The following is a 24,785-nucleotide window of genomic DNA, read 5'->3' on the forward strand; positions in this document are numbered from 1 at the left end:
AACGGCAGCATCGTATACACTCATGTGCTGAAAACAGCTCTATAAACGATCGTCTCTTATTTGCCTGCGCGGATATTCAGCGCCCTACCGGAAGACTGCTATGTTTCACCTGATTTTCAGCTTACCCAGCTGGTATGTTATTGCGCGCGTCATCATTCCCTTATCCCTGCCACTGGCCGTCAAGATCCTGCTCTCCGCACTGGTTTTACTGGCCTCACAATATCTGCTGGTAAGCCGCTTTACGTCGGGCGGTATTTTCTCCGCCGAAATGCCTCGCATTATTATCATCCTGTTTAACTGGGCGTATAGCACCGTGCTGCTGCTGGCGCTGCTCCAGATGCTGATGGATGCGGTCATGCTGATCGCGCTGCTGTTGCGGCATCCGCTGGAGCTGGTGCCCGGTGTTCGCTACCTGGCTGTGATGCTGGCGATGGTGCTGGCTGCCGTTGGGGTACAGCAGGCGATACGCGTGCCGCCAGTCAAAGAGGTAACACTGGTCCTGCCTGACCTGCCCGCTGAGTTCGAGGGCTATCAGCTGCTGCAGCTGACCGACCTGCATATCACCCGGTTGTTTAATGCGGCCTGGACCGCCGCGATGGTTGAGCGAGCGATGTCTCTCAACGCCGATCTGATTGTGGTAACGGGCGATGTGATCGATGGCAGCCTGGAACACAGGCGGCATGACGTCGCGCCGCTGCGTGGGCTGGCAGCCCCTGATGGCGTATGGGCGATTACCGGTAACCACGAATATTTCTTCCATCAGGCAGTCTGGACGGCTCATCTGGCGTCACTGGGGTTGCAGCCGCTGCTCAACAGTCATACCGTCATCCAGCGCGGCGCGGCAAAGCTGGTGATTGCCGGTCTGCCGGACGCCTCCGCACCCGGCAGAAATGCAACCGGCCCCGACCTGGCCCGCGCGCTGGCGCAGGCACCTGAAAACGCACCGGTGATCCTGCTGGATCATCAGCCGCGCAATGCCCGCCAGAACGCGGCGCAGGGCGTGGATGTGCAGCTTTCAGGGCATACGCATGGCGGGCTGATTATCGGACTGGACCGGCTGTTTGCTAAACCCAACGCCGGGTTTGTGTCCGGGCTTTATCAGGTTGGCGGAATGCAGCTCTATGTGAATAACGGCACGGCACTCTGGCCAGGCATGGCGGTCAGGCTGGGCCGTCCCTCGGAACTGACGCGGATTACGCTGCGCCGCCAGCGGTGATCGTCTGCGAATTATGTCAGCAAAGTGCGGTTTTCGCAGGTATGCATAAGCTTGTTTGAGACAAAGGAGATCACCATGACGATGTTATGTACCGCCTGCGGGACGGCTTACCCCTGTGATGCCCCGAATCAGCACTGTAAAATCTGTGAGGATGAACGTCAGTACGTTCCTGCCACGGGCCAGGGCTGGATCGCGTTTGACGTGCTGCGCGCCAGCCACGCCAATAAGTGGACGGCCCACAGCGATGCGCTGTTGAGCCTTAAAACCGTGCCTGAATTTGCCATTAATCAGCGAGCCTTTCTGCTGCGTACGCCGCACGGCAACGTGCTCTGGGACTGCATCGCTAACCTTGATGACGCCACGTACACGCTAATCGCGGCGCTGGGCGGCATTGATGCTATCGCAATTTCTCATCCGCACTACTACACCACCATGCAGGAGTGGGCTGAGGCGTTTCACGCGCCCCTGCATCTGCACGCCCGCGATCGGCAATGGATTGTCCGGGAAAGCCCGCATATCCGGTTCTGGGAGGGGGATTCACTGGCGCTGATGCCGGGTGTGACGCTGTTACGGCTGGGCGGCCACTTTCCCGGTGGCAGCGTGCTGCACTGGGACGAGGGCGAAGGGGTGATGCTGGCGGGTGATATCATTCAGGTCACGCCGGGTGCGCATGGCGTGTCGTTTATGTGGAGCTACCCAAATATGCTGCCACTGTCAGCTGCCACAGTAGGCGACATCCTGCATCGGCTTGATGACGTAGCATTCGGGCAGCTTTATGGCGCGTTTGAAGGTCAGGATATTCGTGAGCAGGCGAAAACGAAAGTGATGCGGTCAGGAGAAACCTATCTGGCCTGTCTGAGCGATCACCAGGCGTAACAGGCGTTGAGAGAATAACAGCCGCCCACAGGTGGCGGCTGTTTTACCACCATTATGCCGTCTGGAACACCGCAACCATGGTACGTAACTGCCCTGCGCGTGCAGCAAGTTCATCCGCAGAGGAGGCCGACTCTTCCACCAGCACGGCGTTCTGCTGCGTCACCTGATCCATCTGGTTCACCGCAATATTGACCTGCGAAATACCACTGCTCTGCTCCTCAGATGAAGAAGAGATATCCCGCATCAGCTGAGAAGTCTGTTCAATAGCACTGACGCTCTGCTTCACTTTGTCGCCTGCGTTCTGCGCCATCGCAATCCCTTCCTGCGCATGACCGACCGACTGCTCAATCAGGCTCTTGATCTCTTTTGCTGCACTGGCTGAACGTTGTGCCAGCGCACGCACTTCGGATGCGACAACCGCAAAACCTTTGCCCTGCTCACCGGCGCGCGCCGCTTCAACCGCTGCGTTCAGTGCCAGAATATTGGTCTGGAAAGCGATGCTGTCGATCACAGAGGTGATCTCTTCAATCTGACCCGAACTGCCGCGGATTTTGTGCATGGTCTGCATCACGGAATCCATCGCCGCGCCGCTTAATAGTGCCGCCTGCGTCGCTGATTCAGCGCGATCAGAGGCAAAGCGGGTGTTATCCGCATTCTGCTGAATGATTGAGGCCAGCTGTTCCATACTGGCCGCTGTTTCAGCCAGTGAAGCCGCCTGCTGTTCGGTGCGCGACGAAAGATCACCATTGCCTCGGGCAATCTCTTCCGAAGAGTTGGCAATGGTGGCGGCGTTACCTTTGATATCCGAAACCAGCTGGGCAAGACGCTGCTGCATCCGCATCAGCGCATTCAGCAGTTCAGCCATTTCATTACTACCGGAAATCGTCAGCTGTGCTGTCAGATCGCCCGCCGCGACGCGACTGGCCACTTCGACCGCTTCTTTGACCGGGCGGGTCACAGAGCGGGTGATCATTACCGCCACCAAAACGGCCAGCAGAGCGACGGCCAGCAGACCAGCCAGCAGCAGATACTGCGCCTGACGCCTTTTATCAATCTGTCCTTCCATCATCTGTTGCAGACGGGTACTGGTTTGATCGCCCAGCTCCGCATAGCGGTTGATCGCCTGAGTAAACACCCGTACATATTCAACCGGTGCCACGCTGGCGTGCCCGCTCACAAATATACTATCAGCCAGTTGCAATGCGCCTTGAGCCTGCTGATTCGCATCCTCTGCCAGACCGGAGAACGTGGTTTTCAGATCCGGCTCAATGAAGAACACCTTGTCCATATTTTTGCTGAACTGTGCCAGAGCCGTTCTGCCGTTATCAATCTGGAATGCCAGACGACTGCGATCGGACTCAGAAATATTTCCACTGGCAATCAGCGACGTACCATTGGCACGGATCTGACCCAGCGTTTCAGTCAGCAGCGGCAGGCGACTATAGATGCTGACGATCAGCTGGTAGGTATTTAAATCCGCATCCAGCGAAAGCTGATAAAAATCCAGCACATCCTGATTGGTGTCCAGTAACGCCTGAATCAGATGGGCGTGACGCGTCAGGCTGGTTGCCAGCGTGAGTTTGCCAGCGTTGATGTCATCCTGCAGCTGACCCCACTCCTGATTAACCCGCTGCAGCGATTTCAGCGGTTGTGCCTGCTCGTCATCCTTGCGCAGATCGTCAGCAATCGTTCCGGATAACGTATTGATTTGCGAGACGAGCGCCAGACGTGGTGCGTTATCAGGCTTGTTAAGGGAGATGGCGATAGCGCTCTCTGCACGATGACGTTGTAACAGGTTAAGGAGTTTCAGGACTTTTTTCTCAACCGGTATGCCAGATAGCTCTACATTCTTGGTATCTATAAGCTGGTTGCCTGTCTGAATAAACAGAAAGGTAGGTAAAATAAACAGCACCAGTGCAAAGGATCCCAGTAACAGGAATTTTGCTGGCAAATTAATCCGGTCGAGTATTTTTTTCATTCTTTTCCGCTCTGATGTGTGGGGCGTGCAGGTGAGTAGTGCACAAAATTGCTCGTGTCATATTATTTTTACCCTTTCTTTTACATAGCCAGAGACGCCTCATGCAGCGCAATATCGCCATGAAGAAAGGGGTTGGGTATAAAAATTCAGAAATGCATATCGCAACAGAAAGGAGTATAGATTGCGGTACGTTATTTTACAGTGAATAAAATGACGATATTTACTGCAAGTTTCACCTAAGCTAAATCTGAAAATAGTAATATATATCAATAATATAAAATAACAATGCACACATCAGCCTTTTTAGTCGTAAGCCTGACTTCAGCATCACCATTATGAAAATAAAGAAATTCAAGTTAATGCATTCGTCGCCGATAACAGACATCCGCACTGTATCGAATCAATTTCCATTACGCTATTAACCCTGACGAACTCTTTTCTTATAAATATCGACACAGTCTCACCTCACTCTAAAGAGTTAATTCCGGCAGGACAATTTAATAATGAAATCGATTTCATTTCATTTTTATTTAAATAAAAATTATTCTTATTTCGCTTATAAATGATAAAAAAAAGCCCCCACAGTGTGGAGGCCAGGATTTTACTGCTCAGCTATCAGAAACTTTCCCAGTTCGCCTGAGTCATGTCGACGGTGTGGCGCTCAGGCTGCTTCGCCTGCAATACCGGACGGCGTACACCAGCGGGCTGTTGCGACTGCACGGCACGCTGGTTGCTCTCCAGTGTAAAGGTCGCTACCAGCCCTGACAGCGTCTCTGCCTGCTCCTGCAGGGATTTAGAGGCGGATGAAGCCTCTTCTACCAGCGAGGCGTTCTGTTGCGTCACCTCATCCATCTGGCCAATCGCCTGATGAACCTGCTCAATGCCTTTGCTCTGCTCAGAGGTCGCCGCGGCGATTTCATTGACCAGATCGGCTACCTGCTGAATCGCCTGACGGACATTTTCACTGTTTGATCCCACGCCGCTGGCCTGCTCTAAGCCGTGCTCCACCTGTGAAACCGACGTTGAGATAAGGTCTTTGATTTCACGTGCGGCAGACGAGGAACGCTGCGCCAGATTACGCACTTCAGACGCGACCACAGCAAAGCCGCGACCATGTTCACCTGCACGTGCTGCTTCGACTGCCGCATTCAGTGCCAGGATATTGGTCTGGAAGGCGATGCCTTCGATCAACCCGGTAATCTCAGAAATTTTGGCTGAGCTGGCGCGGATTTCATCCATGGTGTTGAGCATCTGCTTCACTGACGTGCCATTCTGGATCGACATGTGATTGGCGTTATTCGCCAGGCTGCTGGCCTGATGCGCGCCTTCTGAGTTCTGACGAACTGTTTCGCTCAGCGTCGCCATGCTGGCTGCTGTCTGCTCAAGAGATGCCGCCTGCTCTTCAGTACGCGCGGAAAGATCTTCGTTACCTGCAGCAATCTGCGTGGATCCGGCACTGACCGATTGCGCGGCGTGACTGACCGAAAGCAGCGTGCCGGAAACGCGTGACAGCAACTGGTTAAACGCCATCGCCGTTTTGCCGATCTCATCCTTACTGCTGACTTCCGCGGTATGAGTCAGGTCAAGCGTATGACTCACCTGCGTCATGGTGTTGACAATGCCTGAGAGGCTCCTTTTAATGCCGAGGATCACCTTAGCGGAGAAACCGGCCAGCAGCAGAACAAGCAGCAGCGAACCACCAGACATCGCCCACAGGGTCTGCGAATAAATGCGCTTGTTCTCAGCCCTGAGCTGTTCGCCAATATCAATATTCAGCTGAATCTGACGGGTAAAATCCGCTTCCATTTTACGGGCAGCAGCCCCTACGCCATTATCACTCTGAAGTAACGGTAACGCGACAGCATCATTCTGAGCGCGTGACGCGGCAAGAAATTCCGGCAATGCGCTGCGAACCGCATCCAGATTTTTATAGGCCTGCTCGGTCATCACTTTATCTTCATCACTGGAGATGTCATTCGCCATGTAATAATCATTCAGTGATTTAACCTGCTGAAGCAGATTTTCAATGCGCTCTTCCGCAGCAGGGAATTTTGTCGCATCGGTAGTGCTCTGGTGGCGATAAAGAGCTATCCCTAACTGATTGGTGACACTGATCGATTTGTTGAGATCACGAATGCTGGGTATCGCATTCATCTGTACGTATTCAAAACGGGATTGAAAGCCCGAAATCACTGATAAAGAAATAATCACCAGCGCAATCAGTGACATTGCAAGCAGTGAGAAAATCAATACCAGACGCTGTGTAATAGTCATAAACGTCCCCTGGAGAGAAAATAAGTGTGAACATAGTTTGAACTGGATTATTTTTATCGGCTTTCGTCTGCAGGGCTTTAATCAATCGTGGAGGATATATTTTTTTATTTTTCCTTGCGTCTGTAACAGAGTGAACTACCTCACGATGTTCTCAGTGAGTGATCTCATTTCAACTTTTCCCTTTAACAACGCATCCCGACGAAAATCCGCCTGCCTGTTTACACGATATTTACACAACCCGATGGTCATGATCAGGCCTGAGATGCTGTCCGTTGGGATCTGATGATTAGCATGCTAATTCAACAGGATCGCTGATGATAATTGTTATTAAGAGGCACATTAACACCATGAAAGAGGGCAACAGATCCTGCAACGTCAGTGCGGCGAATAGCAGGCGTTGCCGGGGACGAACATTCGAAATGTGGGCGAGTTATCAGATTAACTGATACGTGTAAACATGGCCGGATGAACCCTGGCGGTACACCTCTGAGATTTTAGCCATTTGTGTCAGGGCCAGATTAAATCAGGGAATTCACTGGCGGAATGCTGATTGTGGTCTATGCTCACTGGCCCGACCAGGCTTAAGTCTGTCGCGCAGCAATAACGCTTACAATAAAAAAGGTAGTTCTCATGGATTTAGCCACATTTGAAACCAGAACCGGTCTTTGGCCACACATGCAGTTTACGGATGTTGAATATGAAGAGTGCAGTGCAGGCTTTGAAATCTACGCCATTGATGTCAGCCGCCAGACGAAGAGCAAGCTGTTTATCTGTCGCGTCACAACTGAACAGCAGGCAGCGTCGCTGACGGCGCAGTTCAAAGAGTGGCTGCCAAAGTTAAAGCTTAAAAAGCGTAAAGTTGCGCTCAATCTGGCACGCATGGCCTGCGAGAAGAGCTATCCTGCTAATCCTAACTATCAGGATCGGTCAGATATGGGTCGTCATTCGTCCAGGCTCTGAAGCCATTCAGTCAGCATCGGCCAGAGCAGCGTGGCTGAAATACCTGCACTGTAGTGTTATTTTCAGGTCTGCGGCGCGTGTTAACTGCGCGCCGCAGGCATCTGAAACAACCGACACTCACCAGGCTCAACAGAGATATCACTGAAGGTCGTGATATGCATCTCGATCCAGGTATTTGCGGCTCGCAGTGTATGTGGTGCGTTGCGCTGTTGCAGCTCCGCCACAAAATCCCGCGTGCTGACGGTAAACTGACCGGCATCATCCTGTCTTGTCGCCTCTCTGAACGCATGCCAGATCTCATCATCCTGTGACATCACATTGACTCCACAACGGCTTTTGTTTGAAATAGTACTGTATTTATGAACAGTATAATTAATCCGTCAGGCGGTCAAGTCTGCATTCACATGCTTTGGATGCCTGAATTATGGCCATTAATAGCCGTAGCCGCAGGCAGATCAGGACTTTAATCCTAATCTTAGTAATCGTTTTCATATCCAATTAACTGACTGATCCTGCTCATTATTCTATATTGTAAGCATTTTAATTATTTGATATCTAACTAAAAAAAGGGTTAACCGCAGCGGAAATAACTGCGGTTTTGCCCTATCTTTAAATGGCTCTGCAACGAAATCCACTTCTGTTTCAGAGTGATCTGACTCCTACCCTTGCCCCCTTTTGCAGGGGGCACTTTTTCAGATAACGCAGATGTCGACACGCAGTTACCTCTGAAGACCGGTGATGTTTAAGCGTGCCGGGTAAACCTGCTAAAGACGTTAAGATTGCGACTGGAAAAGTGGTGGATTTGTAACCTGATAATTCAATGGCTGCGCTGATGTTATTAAAAGCCCAAACCAGTTGATTGAATATCAGGACAATTTTCTGAAATATCAGAGAAACTGATTTTTACCCGCTTAATAATCCCGCCAGAACAACATGGTAAGGAGAATATAAAGCGCGTAATAATCAGGCACAATCCGAATGACCGGCGCCTCACCAGGGATGTCGTGACGTTATAATAATGCGCTATATCCGCTCTTCGCCCCCGCTTTTGCGGGGGCTTTTCTTTTATCTCTGCTTATTCGCCAGTTTATTATCGAAACGTCAGCTGACATGTGTGTGCTTAATGCCTGAAACCCTGCCCTGTGCCCGCTTTAATGCCGCAAGCAGAACGATATATAGGCCGCAGTTATGCCCTTAACCATCAATAATTCTGTGGTATGGTTAGTCAGTAACTTCCTGCCATGTGAGTTTGCTTATGCTCTCCACCCTGATTTACCGTAGCCAGCTTGCGGGTTCGGTCTCCCCAGAGAAGCTTAAAGCGCTGGTGGAGCGCGCCAGTATCAAAAACGCTGAAGCTGAAGTCACCGGGATACTGCTCTATGACGGGCAGCACTTTTTTCAGGTGCTTGAAGGGAGCGTCGAGAATGTCCACACGGTTTTTCAGCGTATCAGTCGGGATGATCGGCATTTTAATCTGATTGAACTGATGCGAGATTACGCCCCTTCACGTCGCTTTGGTCATGCCGGCATGGCCTTGTTTGATTTACGTGACTATCAGAAACATACCGTCGTAGAAGCCCTGCTTAAACGGGTCACCCTGACTGATGAGCGAATCAGACATGACCGGGTAGTGAAGTTCCTGCGTTCTTTTGTCGAAGGCAGAGATAAAGAGACGTTTATCGGGATTGCCCCTGCCAGCGAGTGGACACTGACTACGCCCCTTACCGTGAGTGCTGTGCCACCCCTGCAGCCTGCAGCGGATCAGCGCTGTGAATTTGCGCTTCAGCCTATCGTAGACGCAGCGAATCGCCGGATTGTCTCCTGCGAAGCCCTGATACGCGGTCTTCAGGGCACACCACCCGCAGACTATTTTTCACAGCTGCCGGAAGGCGAACGTTATCAGGCGGATCTCCATTCCAAAACCTATGCGTTTCAGCTGGCCAGACATCTCGGCCTGCGGGAGCAGACGATCTCCGTCAACCTGCTGCCTATGTCGCTGGTAATGATCGACGATGCGGTTGAACATCTCATTCAGCAGATCAGGCAACAGGGATTGCGCCCTGAGCAGGTGGTGGTTGAGGTGACTGAAGATGAGGTCATCTCCCGCTTCGATGCCTTTCAGTTTGCCGTGCGGCAGCTGAAAGCAGCCGGAATCAGCCTGGCCCTTGATGATTTCGGTGCCGGTTTCGCAGGCCTGTCGCTGCTGGCCGATTTCCAGCCCGACAAAGTTAAGATCGATCGCAAGCTGATCACCGATATTCATCGCAGCGGCCCGCGTCAGGCGATTGTGCTGGCCATCCTTAAATGCTGTCAGGCGCTGGAAATTACGGTCATTGCGGAAGGCGTCGAGAAAATTGAAGAGTGGCTCTGGCTGGAAGGTGCCGGGGTCCGCTATTACCAGGGCTTTCTGTTTGCCCGCCCTGCCCTTAACGCCCTGCCTGCTGTGAGCTGGCCTGCACGACGCCCGTGATTTCCCCGGCAGAAACACTCCCCTGCCTGCCCTTTTGCTCATAGTTTGAAGCGGCTCACACCGCTTCGCTGCAAAAAGCAAAAGCTGTGCCATGCTTGATCCATCTGACAGCCTTCTGGCAGGACAGATATTCATCAGGTCCCTGGATAACAACCGGAATTGGGAGAATCACCATGAACGAAGATCGCATTGGCGGCAACTGGAAGCAGTTCAAAGGTAAGGTCAAGGAAAAATGGGGTGATCTTACGGATGATGATATGACCGTTGTAGAAGGGAAGCGCGATCAGTTGGTCGGTAAAATTCAGGAACGCTACGGCTACGAGAAAGACCGTGCCGAAAAAGAAGTGAAAGAGTGGGAAGATTCCAACAAGTACCACTGGTAAAGCGTTCTTAATCGCCGGGCGTTTCTGCGCCCGGCACCTGCCCGTCAGCCTTTCTCTCCATCTGTTTATTTACTCTCTGACTTCTCTGTATCCGTCGCATGAACAGATTATGGAAATGATTGTTTCTTTATTTATTCCTGGCGCGCATACTGCGGCCATCTTCCCCGATCATGGGATTGCAACGCTTCACGGATATCAACTATGCCTCAGCACTCTACCGACACCGTATGTGGTCTCGTTGGTGTTCTTCCTGAAACCCTGCGTCGCTGGCGCCGGGCCGGGCTGATCACACCGCCTGGCCCTGCTGGCTACTCAGACCAGCAGCTCACGCGCGCGCTATGCGTTCGTGAAATGACATCAGGAGGCCATACGCTGTTTGATATCCATGCTGCCCTTAACTGGCCCAGCGTCACGCTGCCCGGCGGCTGGGCCTGCCGGGAAGAGGATATGTTGCAACTGCTGGCAAACAATCCGGACGCAGATGTTGAACGTGAACTGCAGATGATGAATACCGACTACTGTGGCGATGACTATGTTAATCGCTATCTGCGGCCGCTTAACCTCTGGCTGCGTTCTGACCTCAGCGAAGGAGCAGCCCAGCGTCAGCAGCGTTTTCATAGTGCCGTCATCGGCCAGTGGGAGCGCCTGTCGCTGGCCGCACGGCGACGCAGCACCGTACCGCTGTTTCTTGAAGCGGTCAGCGTAACGGATGAAACTGAAATCTGGATGGAGGCGATACGGCTCAACGGACAGGGCTTCCGGGTTGAAGTCGCAGCGGCCGCATGCGGTGTTCCCGCCGTGGCGCATCGCCGTTTTGAGCATCATCTGATGTGGTGTGGCGATGGTATCAGTGCATCGATGAAGGCGGCATTTCACGCCAGCCTGGAGGCGGGTGATCCCGTTATGCTGACCGGAACAAATACCGAATTGCAAACCCCTGTCTGCGCTATGTCTGCCAGCGCCTGACGCGGTTGACCTTCTTCCCTGCCAGCAGTTAACAGGGCGGAAACAGCCTGAGCCGCTTCCGCCCTGTTCACATTACTGATGTTCCAGCGTTCGTGGTCCGCCGATCGCAATCGGGATACGACGCGGTTTCTCGCTCTCCGGTATTTCCTGGATCAAATCAATGCTGAGTAAACCGTCCGCCAGACTGGCACCGGTCACCTTCATGTGCTCCGGAATCGAAAAGCTTAGCTGAAAATCGTGCCGGGAAATGCCGCGATGGATCCAGCCGCTGTTCTCCTGCCGGGCCTCGCCGGACGACTCCCCGGATGCATCATCCCGGTGACCTGCCACCGAAAGCCGGCCGCCACGTAGTTCTATCTCCAGCTCATGCTCTTTCCAGCCGGGTACACTGACGGTCAGCGCGTAGCGGTTATCCTCAACCCGCTGCAGATCGTAAGCGGGAACTGACGTCACCGGCTTGTCGCCAGTCAGCTGGCTGAACAATTTATCGATACGGCTAAAACGGTCTGAAAAGACAGAATCCGTCAGCGAAGGAAAAACAGAAAACTGTTGTACAGACATGGTGATAATCTCCTGAACAGGTTCATCCAAAAGTTCATCTGACCGGTATCATATTCCCGATCATCGCTAAAATAGGGATCGGTTGTCAGCTTTCAAGTGGCTTAATAGAATTTTTTTTAACGTGACTGTACGGCCGGTTATCACAGAAATACATTTCAGGGTATTAACTGAGCCGTTACTTTTTACTCTGAGGCGCAAGAGTGAAATGGGGATGACAACCCGCCAGTAATAACAGCAGTTCATATTCACCCTGGCTGAGTAGCGTCGGGTTACCTGCCGCTTCTTTGGTTTGCCAGACTCTTAGGCTTAGGTCAAAACGCTCAGCGGCGCTCTGTTGTGAGAGGCCAGCGGCAAGACGAAGTTCACGCACATTACTCTGGACAACCACAGGCGGCTTGGGGGGACGATTAACCAAACAAACACTCCTTCAACATGATTAAAAACGCAAAAGCACAGCGCTTCGCCATCGATTAAAGCGAAGCGACCTGAAAGCGCTCAGAGCGAAAAGACCAGAGAATAATTGACTATTTTGCTTAAATGTCAAATTTCAGAATCAACAATTAAGCGAAATTTTTCTGTAAGCGAAGCGGCATATTTCGTCCTCACAGTACTTTTCCTATTTCCTTAGAATGCTTTATTTCTTCCGCCAGGAATTATCCTGTTATTTGACTTAAGGACCATTCAGGGATTAATCCGCTACCTCAATGCCGCTTTCTTCATCAGGATAGATGTTTAGCCTGAGGTTCCTGTTCAGGCTGCATCATTGAAACCAGAGGAGGATAATAAATGAAAAATCCCATCCAGCGTCGCTCACCCGACGATCTGTCGCATGTGGAAATTCGTGAACAGTGGCAAATCACCTACTGGACTCAGGAGCTGAGGACAACCCAGGAAAGGCTGACACGCGCGATCCGTGAAAGCGGCGCGCGGACTGAACAGGTGCGTGACTGGCTGGAACAGAACCCGCCCCCACGTCGCCCGGCTCAATCTCTGAATGGCATCAAACGTTAAGCTGATTGCTGACAGAAACGCTGTGTTAACGCCGGCATTGCGGTGGATTGGCCTGCATCAGCCCGGAACACGCTGACAGGTCATCTCTGCCGGTCCGGATTCCTGCCCGGCTTTTGCGTTGTGTTTGAAGAAGTTATCCCGCAGAGTAGCCTGCGCATAACGATCCTGCCTCCGGCATCATGACAGTTCCCCCAAAAAAACCGACTTAGAAATAATAGTAACCATCCTGAATGCTTATTGGTTTTCTGCCTGAAAATAAACCTTAACAGCGCTGGAACGCCGGGCTGAAAATATAAAAGGTAAATAATCAGGCACCGCTTCGATTAAATTTTCGAATCGTAAATATTGCCTTTATGCGTTAAAGAAAATATTAAGAGACACCCGCCGCATAGTCCCTTATCATCAGGATGAAAATAAAAAATACGCTATATTTCCTGCCGCCCGAGATTTCGCTCCGGACAGTTTTCTTTTTTCGCTCCGTAATCAGCCGGTGCGGAGGTTACACACACATGCTCAAGAATCTAAACGGCGACAATGAACGCCGAAGTCGTGCTTTGCAGGCACTGCGTGACCCTGACGAAAGTCGCGATGACGTTCTGCGAAAATTTGTCCGCTTAGCCAGTCAGGCCCTGGGCATCCCGGGAAGCTTTATCTCGGTGCTGGATGACGAGTTCCAGACCGTACGGGCGTCACATAACTTTGATCTGCAACGTTCAACGCGTGGGGATTCACTCTGCCGTCATGTGGTAGACAGCGACAGCGCAGTGATCGTCCCGGACACCTATCACGATGCGCGTTTCGTGACGCATCCGCTGATCACTGGCTCACCTTTTATTCGCTTTTATGCCGGTGTACCCCTGAAAACCCGCGACGGCATTATTCTGGGCACGCTCTGTGTTACCGACACCGAGCCGCATGCGTTTGCCGTTGAGCAGGTGACGACATTAACGCTGCTTTCCACGCTGGTCATGTCCTTTCTTGAAGCCTGGCATTCCGCTGGTTTTTGCGATCCGGTGACCGGATTGCCTAACCGTCAGCGCCTGATACGTGATTTGCAATATCTGACCGTGGCCGGCGACACCACGCCACGCCGTCTGGTGCTGATTGATTGCATCGACATGTCACGTGCTTATGAACTGGCCCGTACCATGGGAATGAATCCGGTTGAAAGCCTGCTGAAGGATATGGCTACCCTGCTGCCGCTACGCCTGCGCCCGGCGGTGGGTGAGATGATCTACACCGTGGCCACCGGGCGGTTTGCCATTCTGACGCGTGCTGATAGCCGGCTGAGTGCAGCCTGGGTCGCCGGTCGCCTGGAAGGTATCAGTGCAGACATGGATGAGGGGCTGTCAGTTGCACTGACACCTCATACCGGTGAGGCGGCCTTTGTTGCTGGCAGCATGTCAGCATCGGAAGTGTTGCGCCGCGCGGTCAGCGCGCTGAATGAAGCGGTCGGGCGCGGGCTGCCCTCTCAGCGTTTTGATATTGAGGCGGAAACACAGCGTTCAGAAGATTTCCTGCTGATGACCGATCTGAAAACCGCTTTGCGCGATAACATCGGGCTTTATATGGTCTATCAGCCCAAAATTTGCCTGCAGAGTGGCAAACCGGTGGGCCTGGAAGCGCTCATCCGCTGGCGACATCCCAGCAGAGGGGAGCTTTCACCTGCCGCCTTTATTCCGCTGGCTGAGCAGACCGATCTGCTCTCGGTGCTGACCGCCTGGATTATCGATCAGGCCGTTGAACGTCTCAGACGACTGCGGAATAACTGCATTCAGTTGCCACTGACCATCAACGTCAGCGTACGCGATTTTGCATGCGAGGGATTTGCATCCTCGCTGGAAAGCAAAATGCTGAAGGCTAAGCTTCCGACCTCACTGCTGGGCATCGAATGCCTGGAGACAGAGCGTATCCTGGAAAGCCCCACCGCCCTTCGCGGCCTGGAGATGCTCAGAGAACGGGGATTTACGATTTCACTTGATGATTTTGGCGCAGGCTACAGTAATATCAGCTATCTGCGCCGTATGCCGCTGGATGTTATCAAGCTGGATCGCTCTCTGATCAGTGAACTCTCTTCAGATACGGCTTCACGCATTATTGCCCGCAGCATCATCGCCATGCTCAAAGAGCTGGACTATACGGTAGTGGCAGAGGGCGTTGAGTGTCCTGACGCCGTAACATCCCTGACAGAATATGGCTGCGATCAGGCTCAGGGCTATTTCTATTCGAGGCCATTAAACGAAGAAGCGCTGGATCACTGGCTTCACTGGAAACTGCGTGGTGAGTGTCATTAAACCTGCACGCTATACCTGTGTTGTACATTGCGCTTATGTCACTACTGAGCTGCGGATTAAGTTTCCGCTAAAGCCACAAGGCCGCCCTGATGGCGTTTTTATTTATGGTGCACTGAGATGAGTTTACCTGTAGCGATCCAGAAGCGTTATTACCGTTACGGTAACTGAATTCAGATCTGCCAATTTGCCGCTTCGCTTAGTGCCACCTGCTCTGGTGCAGTCTGTGCGACAGTAGCCAAGTAAAGGTGAAACATTTTTTGAACAATGTTAGCGTGTCCGCAACAATCACATAAAACGGAGCTGCACATGCTTACCACCATAATCTATCGCAGCCATATTTCAGATGACTTTCCGGTCAGAACCCTTCCGGAAATGGTCGACAACGCCAGCAAAATCAATACTACCCACAATGTAACCGGTATTCTGTTATTTAACGGCACCCATTTCTTCCAGTTACTTGAAGGCCCGGAAGCGGGTATTCAGGCCGTTTATGAGCGAATCTGTGCCGATCGCCGGCATCATAATGTGGTGGAGTTAATGCGCGACTATGCGCCTTCCCGACGTTTTGGTAATGCGGGCATGTCGCTGTTTGATCTGCGCGAACACGATCGCTCATCACTGCTGCAGGCGGTGCTGGACAAAGGTACGTCTAAATATCGCCTGACCTATGATGATCGGGCACTGCAATTCCTGCGTACTTTTGTTGAGTCACGCGAGAAAGAGAACTACTACGAGGTTCTGCCGCCAGGTTACTGGGAGTTTATTTCAGAGCACACTAATGTGCCGGATTCCCGTCCGGAGACTGAAGGGGTGAGCTTCCGGCCGGTGGTCGATCCGCTGGCGCGTCAGGTGACTGCCATTGAAGCTGTCACCCTGCGTCCGGCGCTGACTGGTGAAATTTCCGGCGACCGGCTTTACGTTGACGATCTGGAAACCGTGAAAAAAACCTTTGCCCACGCTGGCCTGGTCTGTCCCGATGGTATGACGCTCTACGTGAGTCTGCTGCCAATGACGCTGGTTGTCATACCCGACGCCGTTGAGCACATTGTGGCAGCCATTCAGCAGGCGGGTCTGGTGCCGGAGCAGGTGGTTATTGGTGTGAGTGAAACCGGCGTGATTTCACAGCTGGATGCGTTCTCTGAAGCCGTACGCGCGCTAAAAGCGTTCGGGATCAGCCTGTCTATCGACAATTTTGGAGACGGCTCCGCGGGATTATCATTGCTGACTCATATTCAGCCCGATCGTATCCGTATTGATGCCGGTATCACCCGCGACGTTCATCGCAGTGGGCCAAAGCAGGCGGTGGTGCAGGCAATTATCAAGTGCTGCTCTGCGCTGGAGATCACCGTCATCGCGGCAGGGATCGTACAGGCTGAAGAGTGGATGTGGCTGGAAGCTGCAGGTGTGATCAATTTCCAGGGAACGCTGTTCGCATCTGCGGGCCGCTATGAGGCCCAATCGGTCGCCTGGCCGGAATATCGCGAGGCGATGTAACGCACGCGGTCTCAATAATCTTGAAGCGGTACGCCAGCGAGCGGCCGCTTTTTTCATTTATGGCCCTGCCGGCTCTCAGTAAAAGGCGCTATTAACAGGCATCCCCTGCGTTCCCTTATTTCTCCGCGCATTATGTGCTTCTTCCACAAACACCCCGGACGCGATACTGACACTTTTGAACAAGCTTCTGGCGCGTATCGATCAGGCTTTTGCTGATAACCACTATAGCGAGTAACGCTGACGGGTTAACCACTATAGCGAGTAAATCGGAGACGGAATCGCGCTATCCAGGCTGTGGAATGTGACGAATATCCACTATAGCGAGTAAAAGTGCGCTGGGAGCGTTACTGTCAACCACTGTAGCGAGTAAGTTGCGCACTAATCATCCGAATCATAGCGATAAACCAATCAGGCAGACAATAAACGCTCAGATAACCACTGTAGCGAGTGCCTGCTTACCTCTGTTCTCAGATGATAACCACTATATCGAGTAAGTCATCCAGACAGAGGAGTCTGAGATTATCTGTGCTCAACAGGGCACCACGCACGATTTCCATGCAGCATAACCACTGTAGCGAGTAAAAAGGTCGTGTGAAGAGGTGCATGTAGCAGGAACAGAGTGATAGCCCTGCCCTGTTATTCGCTAAAATAGCTTTGTTCTGTTGACGAAATCATTCTGCTCATCCTGTAACACAACCACTGTAGCGAGTGCCTGTCTGAACTTACCAGCTATGCTGATTTTTTGTTCTCATCATGCTGTGAGGGATACATATTGATAGTAAGCACTCACTTTAACGAACTGAATGTCATTATCAGGCAGAGTAAAATGATACTGCTAACCACTATAGCGAGTAATACCGCCCCTCAATCCAAAAAATAACCACTGTAGCGAGAATGTTGTAAGAACCGGGTCTGTCACCTGATCATTATCTGAACGCATCAGCTAATAAATCACCAGAAAACCACTATAGCGTGTAAAGCTTATGAGGCGAATGAGGCAAACCAGGATGATTTAGCCATTTCAGAATGGCGATAACCACTATAGCGAGTAAAACCGAAGAGCCGAATATCGCCTGCTGAACACGTCACATGGCGTCGTGAGGAGAATTCGCGTCCTGTTAACCACACCTGACTAACCACTATAGAGAGTGATAAACACGAGAACGTCTTATCTCAGCGTTTGCAGAGATGCTGCAGTACGTACTGGCTGACTACTACAGGAAGCAGATCTTTTGTGAAGCCCAATGCAGCCTCTGGGCCCGGGAGGCGGAATGGAAAACCAGAGCAAAGTGCAGGATGTTTTTCAGGCAGGCGTATCAGGATATTGATGCTCTTTCGGGAAAGGACTAACCACTATAGCGAGTAGTCTTACTCGCCATAGTGGTCAGGGCTGTCAGACACCCTTAAACAACCCCTCTCTCGCTATAGTGGTTAGCAGGCAGCAGGATGGGTCAGCCATGAACGATGTGGTGAACAGGCATCTAACGCTTTTTCTGTTTCCTGATTTTATTAAGTAATTCTTTTTCCTCACGCGATACCATGACAAGTTCACTGCTTTCATCCTCACTCACCGATTCGGACAGATTGACATCAATAATAGTGGGATCGTTGTCCAGATCGTCAAACTCGTCCATCTCATCATCGATCAGGCCTGCCTTGCTGAGCGGCAGTTCGGCTGGGCGCAGCTTGGGGTGACGATAATGGACCCAGAAGTACACGGAAGAGCCGCGTCGGGTCTCGGTGTAGTCGAGATAACCAATCTCTTTTAACTGCTCCATCGCCTTTCTGACTGTCGCATTCTGGGTGATCACGCGCGACGTAAGATTAAGCCTTGCACGCAGGCGTGCCATAGATATCGGTGCAGGTTTAGGCGGAAGGCTTTCAATGAACGTATAAAGCGCCTGAGCGGACTCTTTGCGTGCCAGCTCGTTAATAGCCTTAAGCTGCAGCAGAACCTTTCTGTCGAACTGATACAGCTCAAAGATCTTGGGATCGGCCTGTAAGGTCACCGTATCCTTTTTGACGCTGTATTTGGCGGACTGCACCAGATGCGTTGTGTAGTTCTCTCCGCCCTTGCTGGTAAAAGTCAGGGTATTAGACGCAATCCGCGTCAGCGAAGCGTCCAGACGGCTCCTGAGCTTCGATGAGAGGCGCGCAGAAGGTATGCCGCAGAGTTTTGCAAATTCTACGAATGAGAGCGTTACCGTGTCTCCCAGACACTCATGCGTGGCGAATGCGCGAATGATCCCGACCCAGGTCTTAAAATCATTATCCATATCCAGCCGGGCACCCAGAATCTTGATGTTGTCATACCCTTCCGATCTGACCAGGGATAACTGTTTCAGATCCTGAGTCACATCCATCGCATTCATCTGGTTTTTCTGACTACGCGCTGTGGACTTCAGCGTTGGAACAAACAAGCCAAGTCGCATCAACGCGACTGGCTGCACGGTATTATTACTGTTGGGCGTCAGAGTAACAACTTCGCCTGTACGCTTGTCTGTTTCGCTAAACGCATCAGCTATGTTCAGGATATCTGGTTCTTTTCTTGGCATTAGGAAGATCCGTGATGTGAACAGGCGAGAGCCGCTGTTACTCAATACAGTGGATACTAGCACTCACTATAGCGGTTAATCTACTTGCCATAGTGGTTATTTATCTCAATACAGTGGTTGTTTTACTCGCTACAGTGGTTAGCTAACCTTCTTTATCGCAGTGATATCAGGGGCTGAGGCTGCATGGGGATCTTTAAGGAACTTAAAAAGGATCTTGTATAGATCTGTTATTGGATCTATTCAGTGGATAACCCGTTAAAAAAGCCTGCACCCTGTTAATCGGAATCTCCGTTTTTACCCTGTTTCCTTGCCAAAGACTCTAAAACTGCAGCGGATGTGCTCAATCGGGGGTTATGCACATTAAAAAGTGTTATCTACTCGCTACAGTGGTTGTTGAGTACTCGCCAGCGCGGTTGCTTTACTCGCTATAGTGGTTGTTGTGCTCTCTTCAGTGGTTATTCTTCTCGCTATAGTGGTTATCAACACCCTTTCAGACCTTGTGCTGCGTGGCTTCAGAGCCTGTTGGGATCTGTTAAGGATCTCAATTTGATCTATTGAGGATCGACCAATTGGATCTGGCCTGTGAATAACGGGGATAAAACAGACACGATTCAGCAATAACTACAGTTGAGGTCAAATGGGTTTTCAACTGCAGATACGAGATGAAGAATGCTATAAGCAGGTTCGGAGCGAGTTATTACGTGTGGGAGCAAACTGTAGCTGACAAGGCAAAACATTTAATCGGGTATGTGCAAATAACCATAAAGATATAAAGGTTTTAAGCTCTGAGTGAAGATTTTCCAGCTCTTCAGATAAACCTTCAGGATTGAAAAACAGGTTTTCACCATGAACTTAATGATATATGTATTTGATAAATAAGTTATTTTTTTATATTTTCATAGTGAAAACACCCTGCTTATGATCTCAGAAATAACGTTTCTTGAGGTAGAAGATCGACTCATTAAGTCCGACTGGCTCCTGACTGAATTCAGGCAGCGATAAGTTATCGTAGCAATTGACACTTTTCCCCAACCTGACAAATCCAGCTCATAAAGAAATTTGTTATGCATAGTCACATCATCAGGTAACTGCAGACGATCGTTTATAACGAGGAAAAAAGAAAGTTGGTTGTCATGCCAGTACACTAACCGAACAGGCAATGTTTAAATTATGCGGATTTCCTTTTGCTGCTTATGCGGTGTCTTACTGGTTATTGCTATCTGGCCTGTTACTCTCAATCCCCTGCCCCATTCACAGATCTCAATTTTTCATCACAATATTCATGAAACCGCTAAAGCTAACAGTATAAATAAAACAGCTTTAAAGGGAGCAAAGTCAGTCAGCGACAAGAATAGAATCTCTGTCAGATGTAGTGACAAATGCTGCAGGACTCTGTGAGAAGCATCCACACAGACTATAAACAAATCGTAATTTAAAGTTATAAGAGAAGATGAATTTCTGACAAGCTTACGACCAGCACCATTTCTTAGAGGAACAGACAGATTTTGTCCTGCCTATACAGGAGCTGTAATTTCAATACGCATATAACCATTTTTCGTGTAGAAGCTGCACAGCCCGATAGTTGATGTGTCGGGTTTGCAGCATGGCTCATAGCAAAGCTTACAATGCTGACAGATTCGCTTAGTGCCAGAAAAGAAATTCTTCGATTTCGATTGTGATGATCTTAAAAGTCAGCAAAGGTTAGTTTGGTAATATACAAAAGCTAATATCTGTTCTTTTGAGGAAGCAAGGTTTGATTATCAATATGAGCGTCAATAACTAAAAAGGGAATACTGCCAGGGTGACCACTTAGGCTTTCCATTAACGTTTAAGCCACTATTTAAAGTTAAAAGAGTACTTGATGAAAACCCATTTTCGCTGCATATTTTCACCAAGCGGATAATCTTGTAAAATACTGATATAAATGAATATATACAAAATTTTCATGATGAAAACACCATGATCAGCGTCTGAAATAAGGGCCACGATTGCCGGCTGGGCATTTCTGCCATAACAGAACTAAAATGAATATCGCGCACTACCCTCCGCCATCCATTATCAAACTCAACCCTGATGCCTGTTCAACATACTCAAACTGAATGTACTAAAGCCACAGAGCTTAAGAGATCCTCTTTTACAGCTGACCATCAATCTCGCACCACCATTCTACCGCCTGAGACAAAAAATCCAGGTTTTTGGCATTTTCCTAAAAAATTGGCAGGTATGCGCTTTTTGTGTAGTATGCAAAAAACATTAACGCAGAGGGGCTTATGAAGCGCGATTATGGTGGAGTGCTGGAGATGGCAACGCGTGCCAACTCCATGTTACATGGACTCAGTGACCACATTGAGCAGCAGCGTCAGGAATTTAACCAGACAGGGTTTTACCAGACTTTCTCCCGCAATGCTGTTGCTAATATGCCACTGCTGAGTAAGCACGCTGTCGTCGCTGCAATTAGTGATATGGAAGCAGCAGGATACCAGTTTGGTAAAAAGCAAACCGGCAGTACATCGCAATATGCCCTGACCATTCAGAACGTCGTCGACATTTATCAGCATCGTAAAGTACCAAAATACCGCGATCGGCATGATGGTCCCTTTGTCGTGTTTGTTGTCAGCCTTAAAGGCGGCGTCTCTAAAACCGTCAGCACCGTGACGCTGGCTCACGGTATGCGCGCCCATCCTTCTATGCTGCACAATGACCTGCGTATACTGGTTATTGACCTGGATCCCCAGGCGTCAAGCACGATGTTCCTGAGCCATACCAATAGTGTCGGTTCAGTACTGGAAACAGCAGCGCAGGCTATGCTCAACGATCTGGATGCAGACCAGCTTCGCGAGCAGTTTATTAAGCCTACCGTCATGCCCGGCGTTGACGTTATCCCGGCCTCAATCGACGACGGCTTCGTTGCCAGCGACTGGGAAGAACTGGTTGCTGAACATCTGCCCGGCGTTGCCCCCTCAGAAGTCCTTCGCCGTAATGTGATCGACCGTCTGGCAGGTGACTACGATTTTATCTTCCTTGATACCGGCCCTCATCTTGATTCCTTTATGCTGAATGCGATCGCGGCCAGCGATGTGCTGCTGACACCGACGCCACCGGCACAGGTCGATTTCCACTCCACCATGAAGTATCTGACGCGCCTGCCAGAAATGCTGGAGCGTATTGAGGCCGAAGGTATCGAACCACGGCTCAAAGCTAATATTGGCTTTATGTCTAAAATGACCTCCAAGCATGATCACCTGACGTCGCAAAGTTATGCCCGTGAGGTGTTTACCAAATCGATGCTGGACTGCGGCTTACCCCGTCTTGATGGATTTGAGCGTTGTGGCGAATCCTTTGACACGGTGATCAGTGCCAACCCCGCTTCCTATCCGGGCAGTGCAGACGCCCTGCGTAAAGCTAAATATGAAGCCGAGCAGTTCTCAAGGGCTGTGTTTGATCGCATCGAATATATCAGGAGTACCCTGTGAGCAAACCTATACAGCGCATTGGCCGCAAGTTCGGCGATTCTGCTATTGCAAACATGATCGACAGCAGCAGCCAGTCGCGCACCTTTACGCTGAAGTCAGGTGCGAAGGCGACCTTTGTACGCCAGCTGATCCTGCATGACGATATTGAAACCCGAACCAGCGTTGACCCGAAAATCAACGGACGTGATCAGAGCACGCTGACGCCGGAATCGCTGCAGGAAATCACCCGTACGATTACACTGCAGCAGTTTTTCCCGGCCATAGGTCGCGTGAACGGTGATCGGATTGAGATTATGGATGGCTCGCGCCGTCGTGCTGCATGCATTCTTTCCGGGGCCAGTCTGGAAGTGCTGGTCACCGCGGATGAACTGAGCCTGAGCGATGCGCGTCAGCTGGCTGCTGATATTCAGACGGCGAAAGAGCATAACCTGCGTGAATTAGGGCTGCGCTTTATGCTGATGAACGAAAGTGGCATGAGCAAATCAGACATTGCTAAAGCGGAAGGTATCTCAAACGCTAAGGTCTCTCGTGCATTTCAGGCCGCATCCGTACCCGCTGAGTTTATCGAACTCTTCCCGGTCGTCTCTGAGCTGACCCTTCAGGATTATCAGTTGCTGCTTGATGTCTGGGAGGAGGCGAAAGCGGAAGCGATTGATGTCGCCGGACTGGTCAGCGAAATTCAGCAAAAGCTGGAGGCAGATGATGCACTGCAAAACGCTAATGCAGACGAGAAGAAGAGCGCAATCCTGAATGGCTTCAAAAGCGCCCGTCGTCAGTTAAAAAAACCTGCACCGGTCAGTAAAACGGTGACGGAAAAGCTGGCAACGTTTACTACGGCTAATACCTATGCGCGTCGTAAAACCAACGACGAGAAGCGCACCGTGCAGTATGAATTCAGTCGTCTGCCAAAAGAGATTGCTGAACAGATTGATGCGTCGATCAGACAGATACTCTCTGCGCTTAAGTGATTTTCACTACACATTACAGACAATGGAACCGGCCGCTGCGCCGGTTTTTTTATTCCTGCTCTCGACCCGCATTTGCCAGGCATGTGCCTGTTCTGCTCCTTCAGCATAAAAGTCTTCTGTTAATCACATGTCACTTCAGCCTGTTAACGCTTGAACCTGACGCCATTTAGCGTTATAGCTAAAACGGTTTAGCTTTCAGGTTCAATCAGAGGAGTTTTTTATGTCTGTTCGCGTATGGTGCCTCGGGGATGCCGTGGTCGATTTGCTACCCGAAATGCCGGGTCGCCTGATGCAGTGTCCGGGCGGAGCACCCGCTAATGTCGCTGTTGGCATTGCCCGCCTGCAGGGAAACAGCGGTTTTATCGGACGGGTGGGTGCCGATCCGTTTGGTGAGTTTATGCGGCGGACACTCAGTGAAGAAAATGTGGATACGGCCTGCATGATTGCCGATTCACAGCATCGCACATCAACCGTGGTGGTCGGGCTGGATGAGCAGGGCGAGCGCTCCTTTACCTTTATGGTTCGGCCCAGTGCCGACCTGTTTCTTGAACCGTCAGATCTGCCCGAGTTTCATCGCGGGGAATGGCTGCACTGCTGTTCCATTGCCTTAGCGGCGGAACCCTCTCGTACGGCGACGCTGACCGCCATGAAACAAATCCGCGCGGCAGGCGGCCATGTCAGCTTCGATTTAAATCTGCGGAAAGATCTCTGGCCTGACCCGGCACTCCTGCATGCGGTGGTGAACGAAGCCCTCAGTCATACGGACGTGCTGAAACTCTCCGACGAAGAGCTCGATTTTCTCAGTCCGGGTCAGGAAGCAGCTGTCAGCATGCCTCAACTGGCCGCCAAATTCAGTATTCGCCTGTTACTGGTGACGCGGGGCAGGGAAGGGGTGATGGCCTGTTATCAGGGCCGGATAACCCACCATGCCACCACGCCCGTTGACAGCGTCGATACTACCGGTGCAGGTGATGCCTTTGTGGCCGGATTACTCTGGGAACTGGCGAAGTCGGGTCTGCCTGTAAACGAATCGCAGCTTGCCAGCTATCTGGTGACTGCGCAGCGCTGTGGCGCACTTGCAACCACGGCGAAAGGAGCCATGACAGCACTTCCCTGGCGCCACCAGCTGGACGATCTGGCCGGCTAATCATCCTGTAATGCCCCTGTTTTGGGAGCTATCTCACAATCACTAAACCGGTTTAGCTATTTTCATTGCAGAGGGAAATTACCCGTGGCTATGATTTGCGCCTAAACCGGTTTAGCAAAAATACCGGTGATGATAGCCTCTCCTCAGGGATATAAAAAA

At 51.0% G+C, this 24,785-nt stretch carries 18 protein-coding genes; 12 read left to right on the forward strand and 6 right to left on the reverse strand.

What is annotated here, in order from left to right:
- Window positions 1-100: 100 nt before the first annotated feature.
- Window positions 101-1,216 (forward strand): metallophosphoesterase, encoded by a 1,116-nt coding sequence (locus EGO56_RS22150; RefSeq protein ID WP_135911159.1) that lies wholly within the window; start codon window positions 101-103, stop codon window positions 1,214-1,216.
- Between the two features lie 75 nt (window positions 1,217-1,291).
- Window positions 1,292-2,092 (forward strand): MBL fold metallo-hydrolase, encoded by an 801-nt coding sequence (locus EGO56_RS22155; protein WP_135911160.1) that lies wholly within the window; start codon window positions 1,292-1,294, stop codon window positions 2,090-2,092.
- Between the two features lie 52 nt (window positions 2,093-2,144).
- Here the strand turns inward: EGO56_RS22155 and EGO56_RS22160 are convergent, their stop codons facing one another.
- Together EGO56_RS22160 and EGO56_RS22165 are read right to left on the reverse strand one after the other, a co-directional pair.
- Window positions 2,145-4,070: a methyl-accepting chemotaxis protein gene (locus EGO56_RS22160; RefSeq protein ID WP_135911161.1), complete on the reverse strand. Its 1,926-nt coding sequence runs from the start codon at window positions 4,068-4,070 to the stop codon at window positions 2,145-2,147.
- Window positions 4,071-4,685: 615 nt separating this feature from the next.
- Window positions 4,686-6,344, reverse strand: coding sequence for a methyl-accepting chemotaxis protein (locus tag EGO56_RS22165; protein WP_135911162.1), 1,659 nt, complete (start codon window positions 6,342-6,344; stop codon window positions 4,686-4,688).
- A gap of 630 nt (window positions 6,345-6,974) precedes the next feature.
- Here EGO56_RS22165 and EGO56_RS22170 point away from each other — a divergent pair.
- A complete protein-coding gene (locus EGO56_RS22170) occupies window positions 6,975-7,304 on the forward strand; it encodes a hypothetical protein (RefSeq protein WP_135911163.1) in 330 nt (109 codons plus the stop codon).
- An 80-nt stretch (window positions 7,305-7,384) separates the two neighbouring features.
- Here EGO56_RS22170 and EGO56_RS22175 read toward each other — a convergent pair whose 3' ends face one another.
- On the reverse strand, window positions 7,385-7,618 hold the full coding sequence (locus EGO56_RS22175; protein WP_095708319.1) for a DNA polymerase V subunit: 234 nt from the start codon (window positions 7,616-7,618) through the stop codon (window positions 7,385-7,387).
- A 941-nt stretch (window positions 7,619-8,559) separates the two neighbouring features.
- On the opposite strand from EGO56_RS22175, the gene EGO56_RS22180 reads away from it, so the two are divergent.
- The 3 genes from EGO56_RS22180 to EGO56_RS22190 all read left to right on the forward strand — a co-directional run bounded on the left by EGO56_RS22180 (window position 8,560) and on the right by EGO56_RS22190 (window position 11,123).
- Window positions 8,560-9,774: a diguanylate phosphodiesterase gene (locus tag EGO56_RS22180; protein ID WP_135911164.1), complete on the forward strand. Its 1,215-nt coding sequence runs from the start codon at window positions 8,560-8,562 to the stop codon at window positions 9,772-9,774.
- 173 nt (window positions 9,775-9,947) lie between these two features.
- Window positions 9,948-10,157, forward strand: a complete 210-nt coding sequence (locus EGO56_RS22185; protein WP_010256969.1) for a CsbD family protein — start codon at window positions 9,948-9,950, stop codon at window positions 10,155-10,157.
- 201 nt (window positions 10,158-10,358) lie between these two features.
- Window positions 10,359-11,123 carry a MerR family transcriptional regulator gene (locus EGO56_RS22190; RefSeq protein ID WP_135911165.1) on the forward strand — a complete coding sequence of 255 codons (765 nt, stop codon included), beginning with the start codon at window positions 10,359-10,361 and terminating at the stop codon, window positions 11,121-11,123.
- 72 nt (window positions 11,124-11,195) lie between these two features.
- Here the strand turns inward: EGO56_RS22190 and EGO56_RS22195 are convergent, their stop codons facing one another.
- Both EGO56_RS22195 and EGO56_RS22200 read right to left on the reverse strand, forming a co-directional pair.
- Window positions 11,196-11,684: an Hsp20 family protein gene (locus tag EGO56_RS22195; RefSeq protein WP_135911166.1), complete on the reverse strand. Its 489-nt coding sequence runs from the start codon at window positions 11,682-11,684 to the stop codon at window positions 11,196-11,198.
- 175 nt (window positions 11,685-11,859) lie between these two features.
- Window positions 11,860-12,099 (reverse strand): hypothetical protein, encoded by a 240-nt coding sequence (locus EGO56_RS22200; RefSeq protein WP_013356499.1) that lies wholly within the window; start codon window positions 12,097-12,099, stop codon window positions 11,860-11,862.
- A gap of 371 nt (window positions 12,100-12,470) precedes the next feature.
- Here EGO56_RS22200 and EGO56_RS22205 point away from each other — a divergent pair, with 371 nt between their 5' ends.
- The 3 genes from EGO56_RS22205 (at window position 12,471) to EGO56_RS22215 (ending at window position 16,483) form a co-directional block, all read left to right on the forward strand.
- Complete coding sequence (locus EGO56_RS22205; RefSeq protein ID WP_013356498.1) at window positions 12,471-12,695, forward strand: DUF3606 domain-containing protein; 225 nt, start codon at window positions 12,471-12,473, stop codon at window positions 12,693-12,695.
- Between the two features lie 509 nt (window positions 12,696-13,204).
- Complete coding sequence (locus EGO56_RS22210) at window positions 13,205-14,989, forward strand: GGDEF domain-containing phosphodiesterase (RefSeq protein ID WP_135911167.1); 1,785 nt, start codon at window positions 13,205-13,207, stop codon at window positions 14,987-14,989.
- A 306-nt stretch (window positions 14,990-15,295) separates the two neighbouring features.
- Window positions 15,296-16,483 (forward strand): diguanylate phosphodiesterase, encoded by a 1,188-nt coding sequence (locus tag EGO56_RS22215; protein WP_135911168.1) that lies wholly within the window; start codon window positions 15,296-15,298, stop codon window positions 16,481-16,483.
- Between the two features lie 1,481 nt (window positions 16,484-17,964).
- Here the strand turns inward: EGO56_RS22215 and EGO56_RS22220 are convergent.
- Window positions 17,965-19,038, reverse strand: coding sequence for a RepB family plasmid replication initiator protein (locus tag EGO56_RS22220; protein WP_135911169.1), 1,074 nt, complete (start codon window positions 19,036-19,038; stop codon window positions 17,965-17,967).
- A 2,270-nt stretch (window positions 19,039-21,308) separates the two neighbouring features.
- Here EGO56_RS22220 and EGO56_RS22225 point away from each other — a divergent pair.
- The 3 genes from EGO56_RS22225 (at window position 21,309) to EGO56_RS22235 (ending at window position 24,626) form a co-directional block, all read left to right on the forward strand.
- A complete protein-coding gene (locus EGO56_RS22225) occupies window positions 21,309-22,511 on the forward strand; it encodes an AAA family ATPase (protein WP_013356650.1) in 1,203 nt (400 codons plus the stop codon).
- Window positions 22,508-23,479 (forward strand): ParB family protein, encoded by a 972-nt coding sequence (locus tag EGO56_RS22230; RefSeq protein ID WP_135911170.1) that lies wholly within the window; start codon window positions 22,508-22,510, stop codon window positions 23,477-23,479. The genes EGO56_RS22225 and EGO56_RS22230 overlap by 4 nt, the downstream gene beginning before the upstream one ends.
- A 220-nt stretch (window positions 23,480-23,699) precedes the next feature.
- Complete coding sequence (locus EGO56_RS22235; protein WP_135911171.1) at window positions 23,700-24,626, forward strand: aminoimidazole riboside kinase; 927 nt, start codon at window positions 23,700-23,702, stop codon at window positions 24,624-24,626.
- The last annotated feature ends 159 nt before the right edge of the window (window positions 24,627-24,785 follow it).

The organism is Pantoea vagans (genome assembly GCF_004792415.1).
GTDB lineage: Bacteria > Pseudomonadota > Gammaproteobacteria > Enterobacterales > Enterobacteriaceae > Pantoea > Pantoea vagans.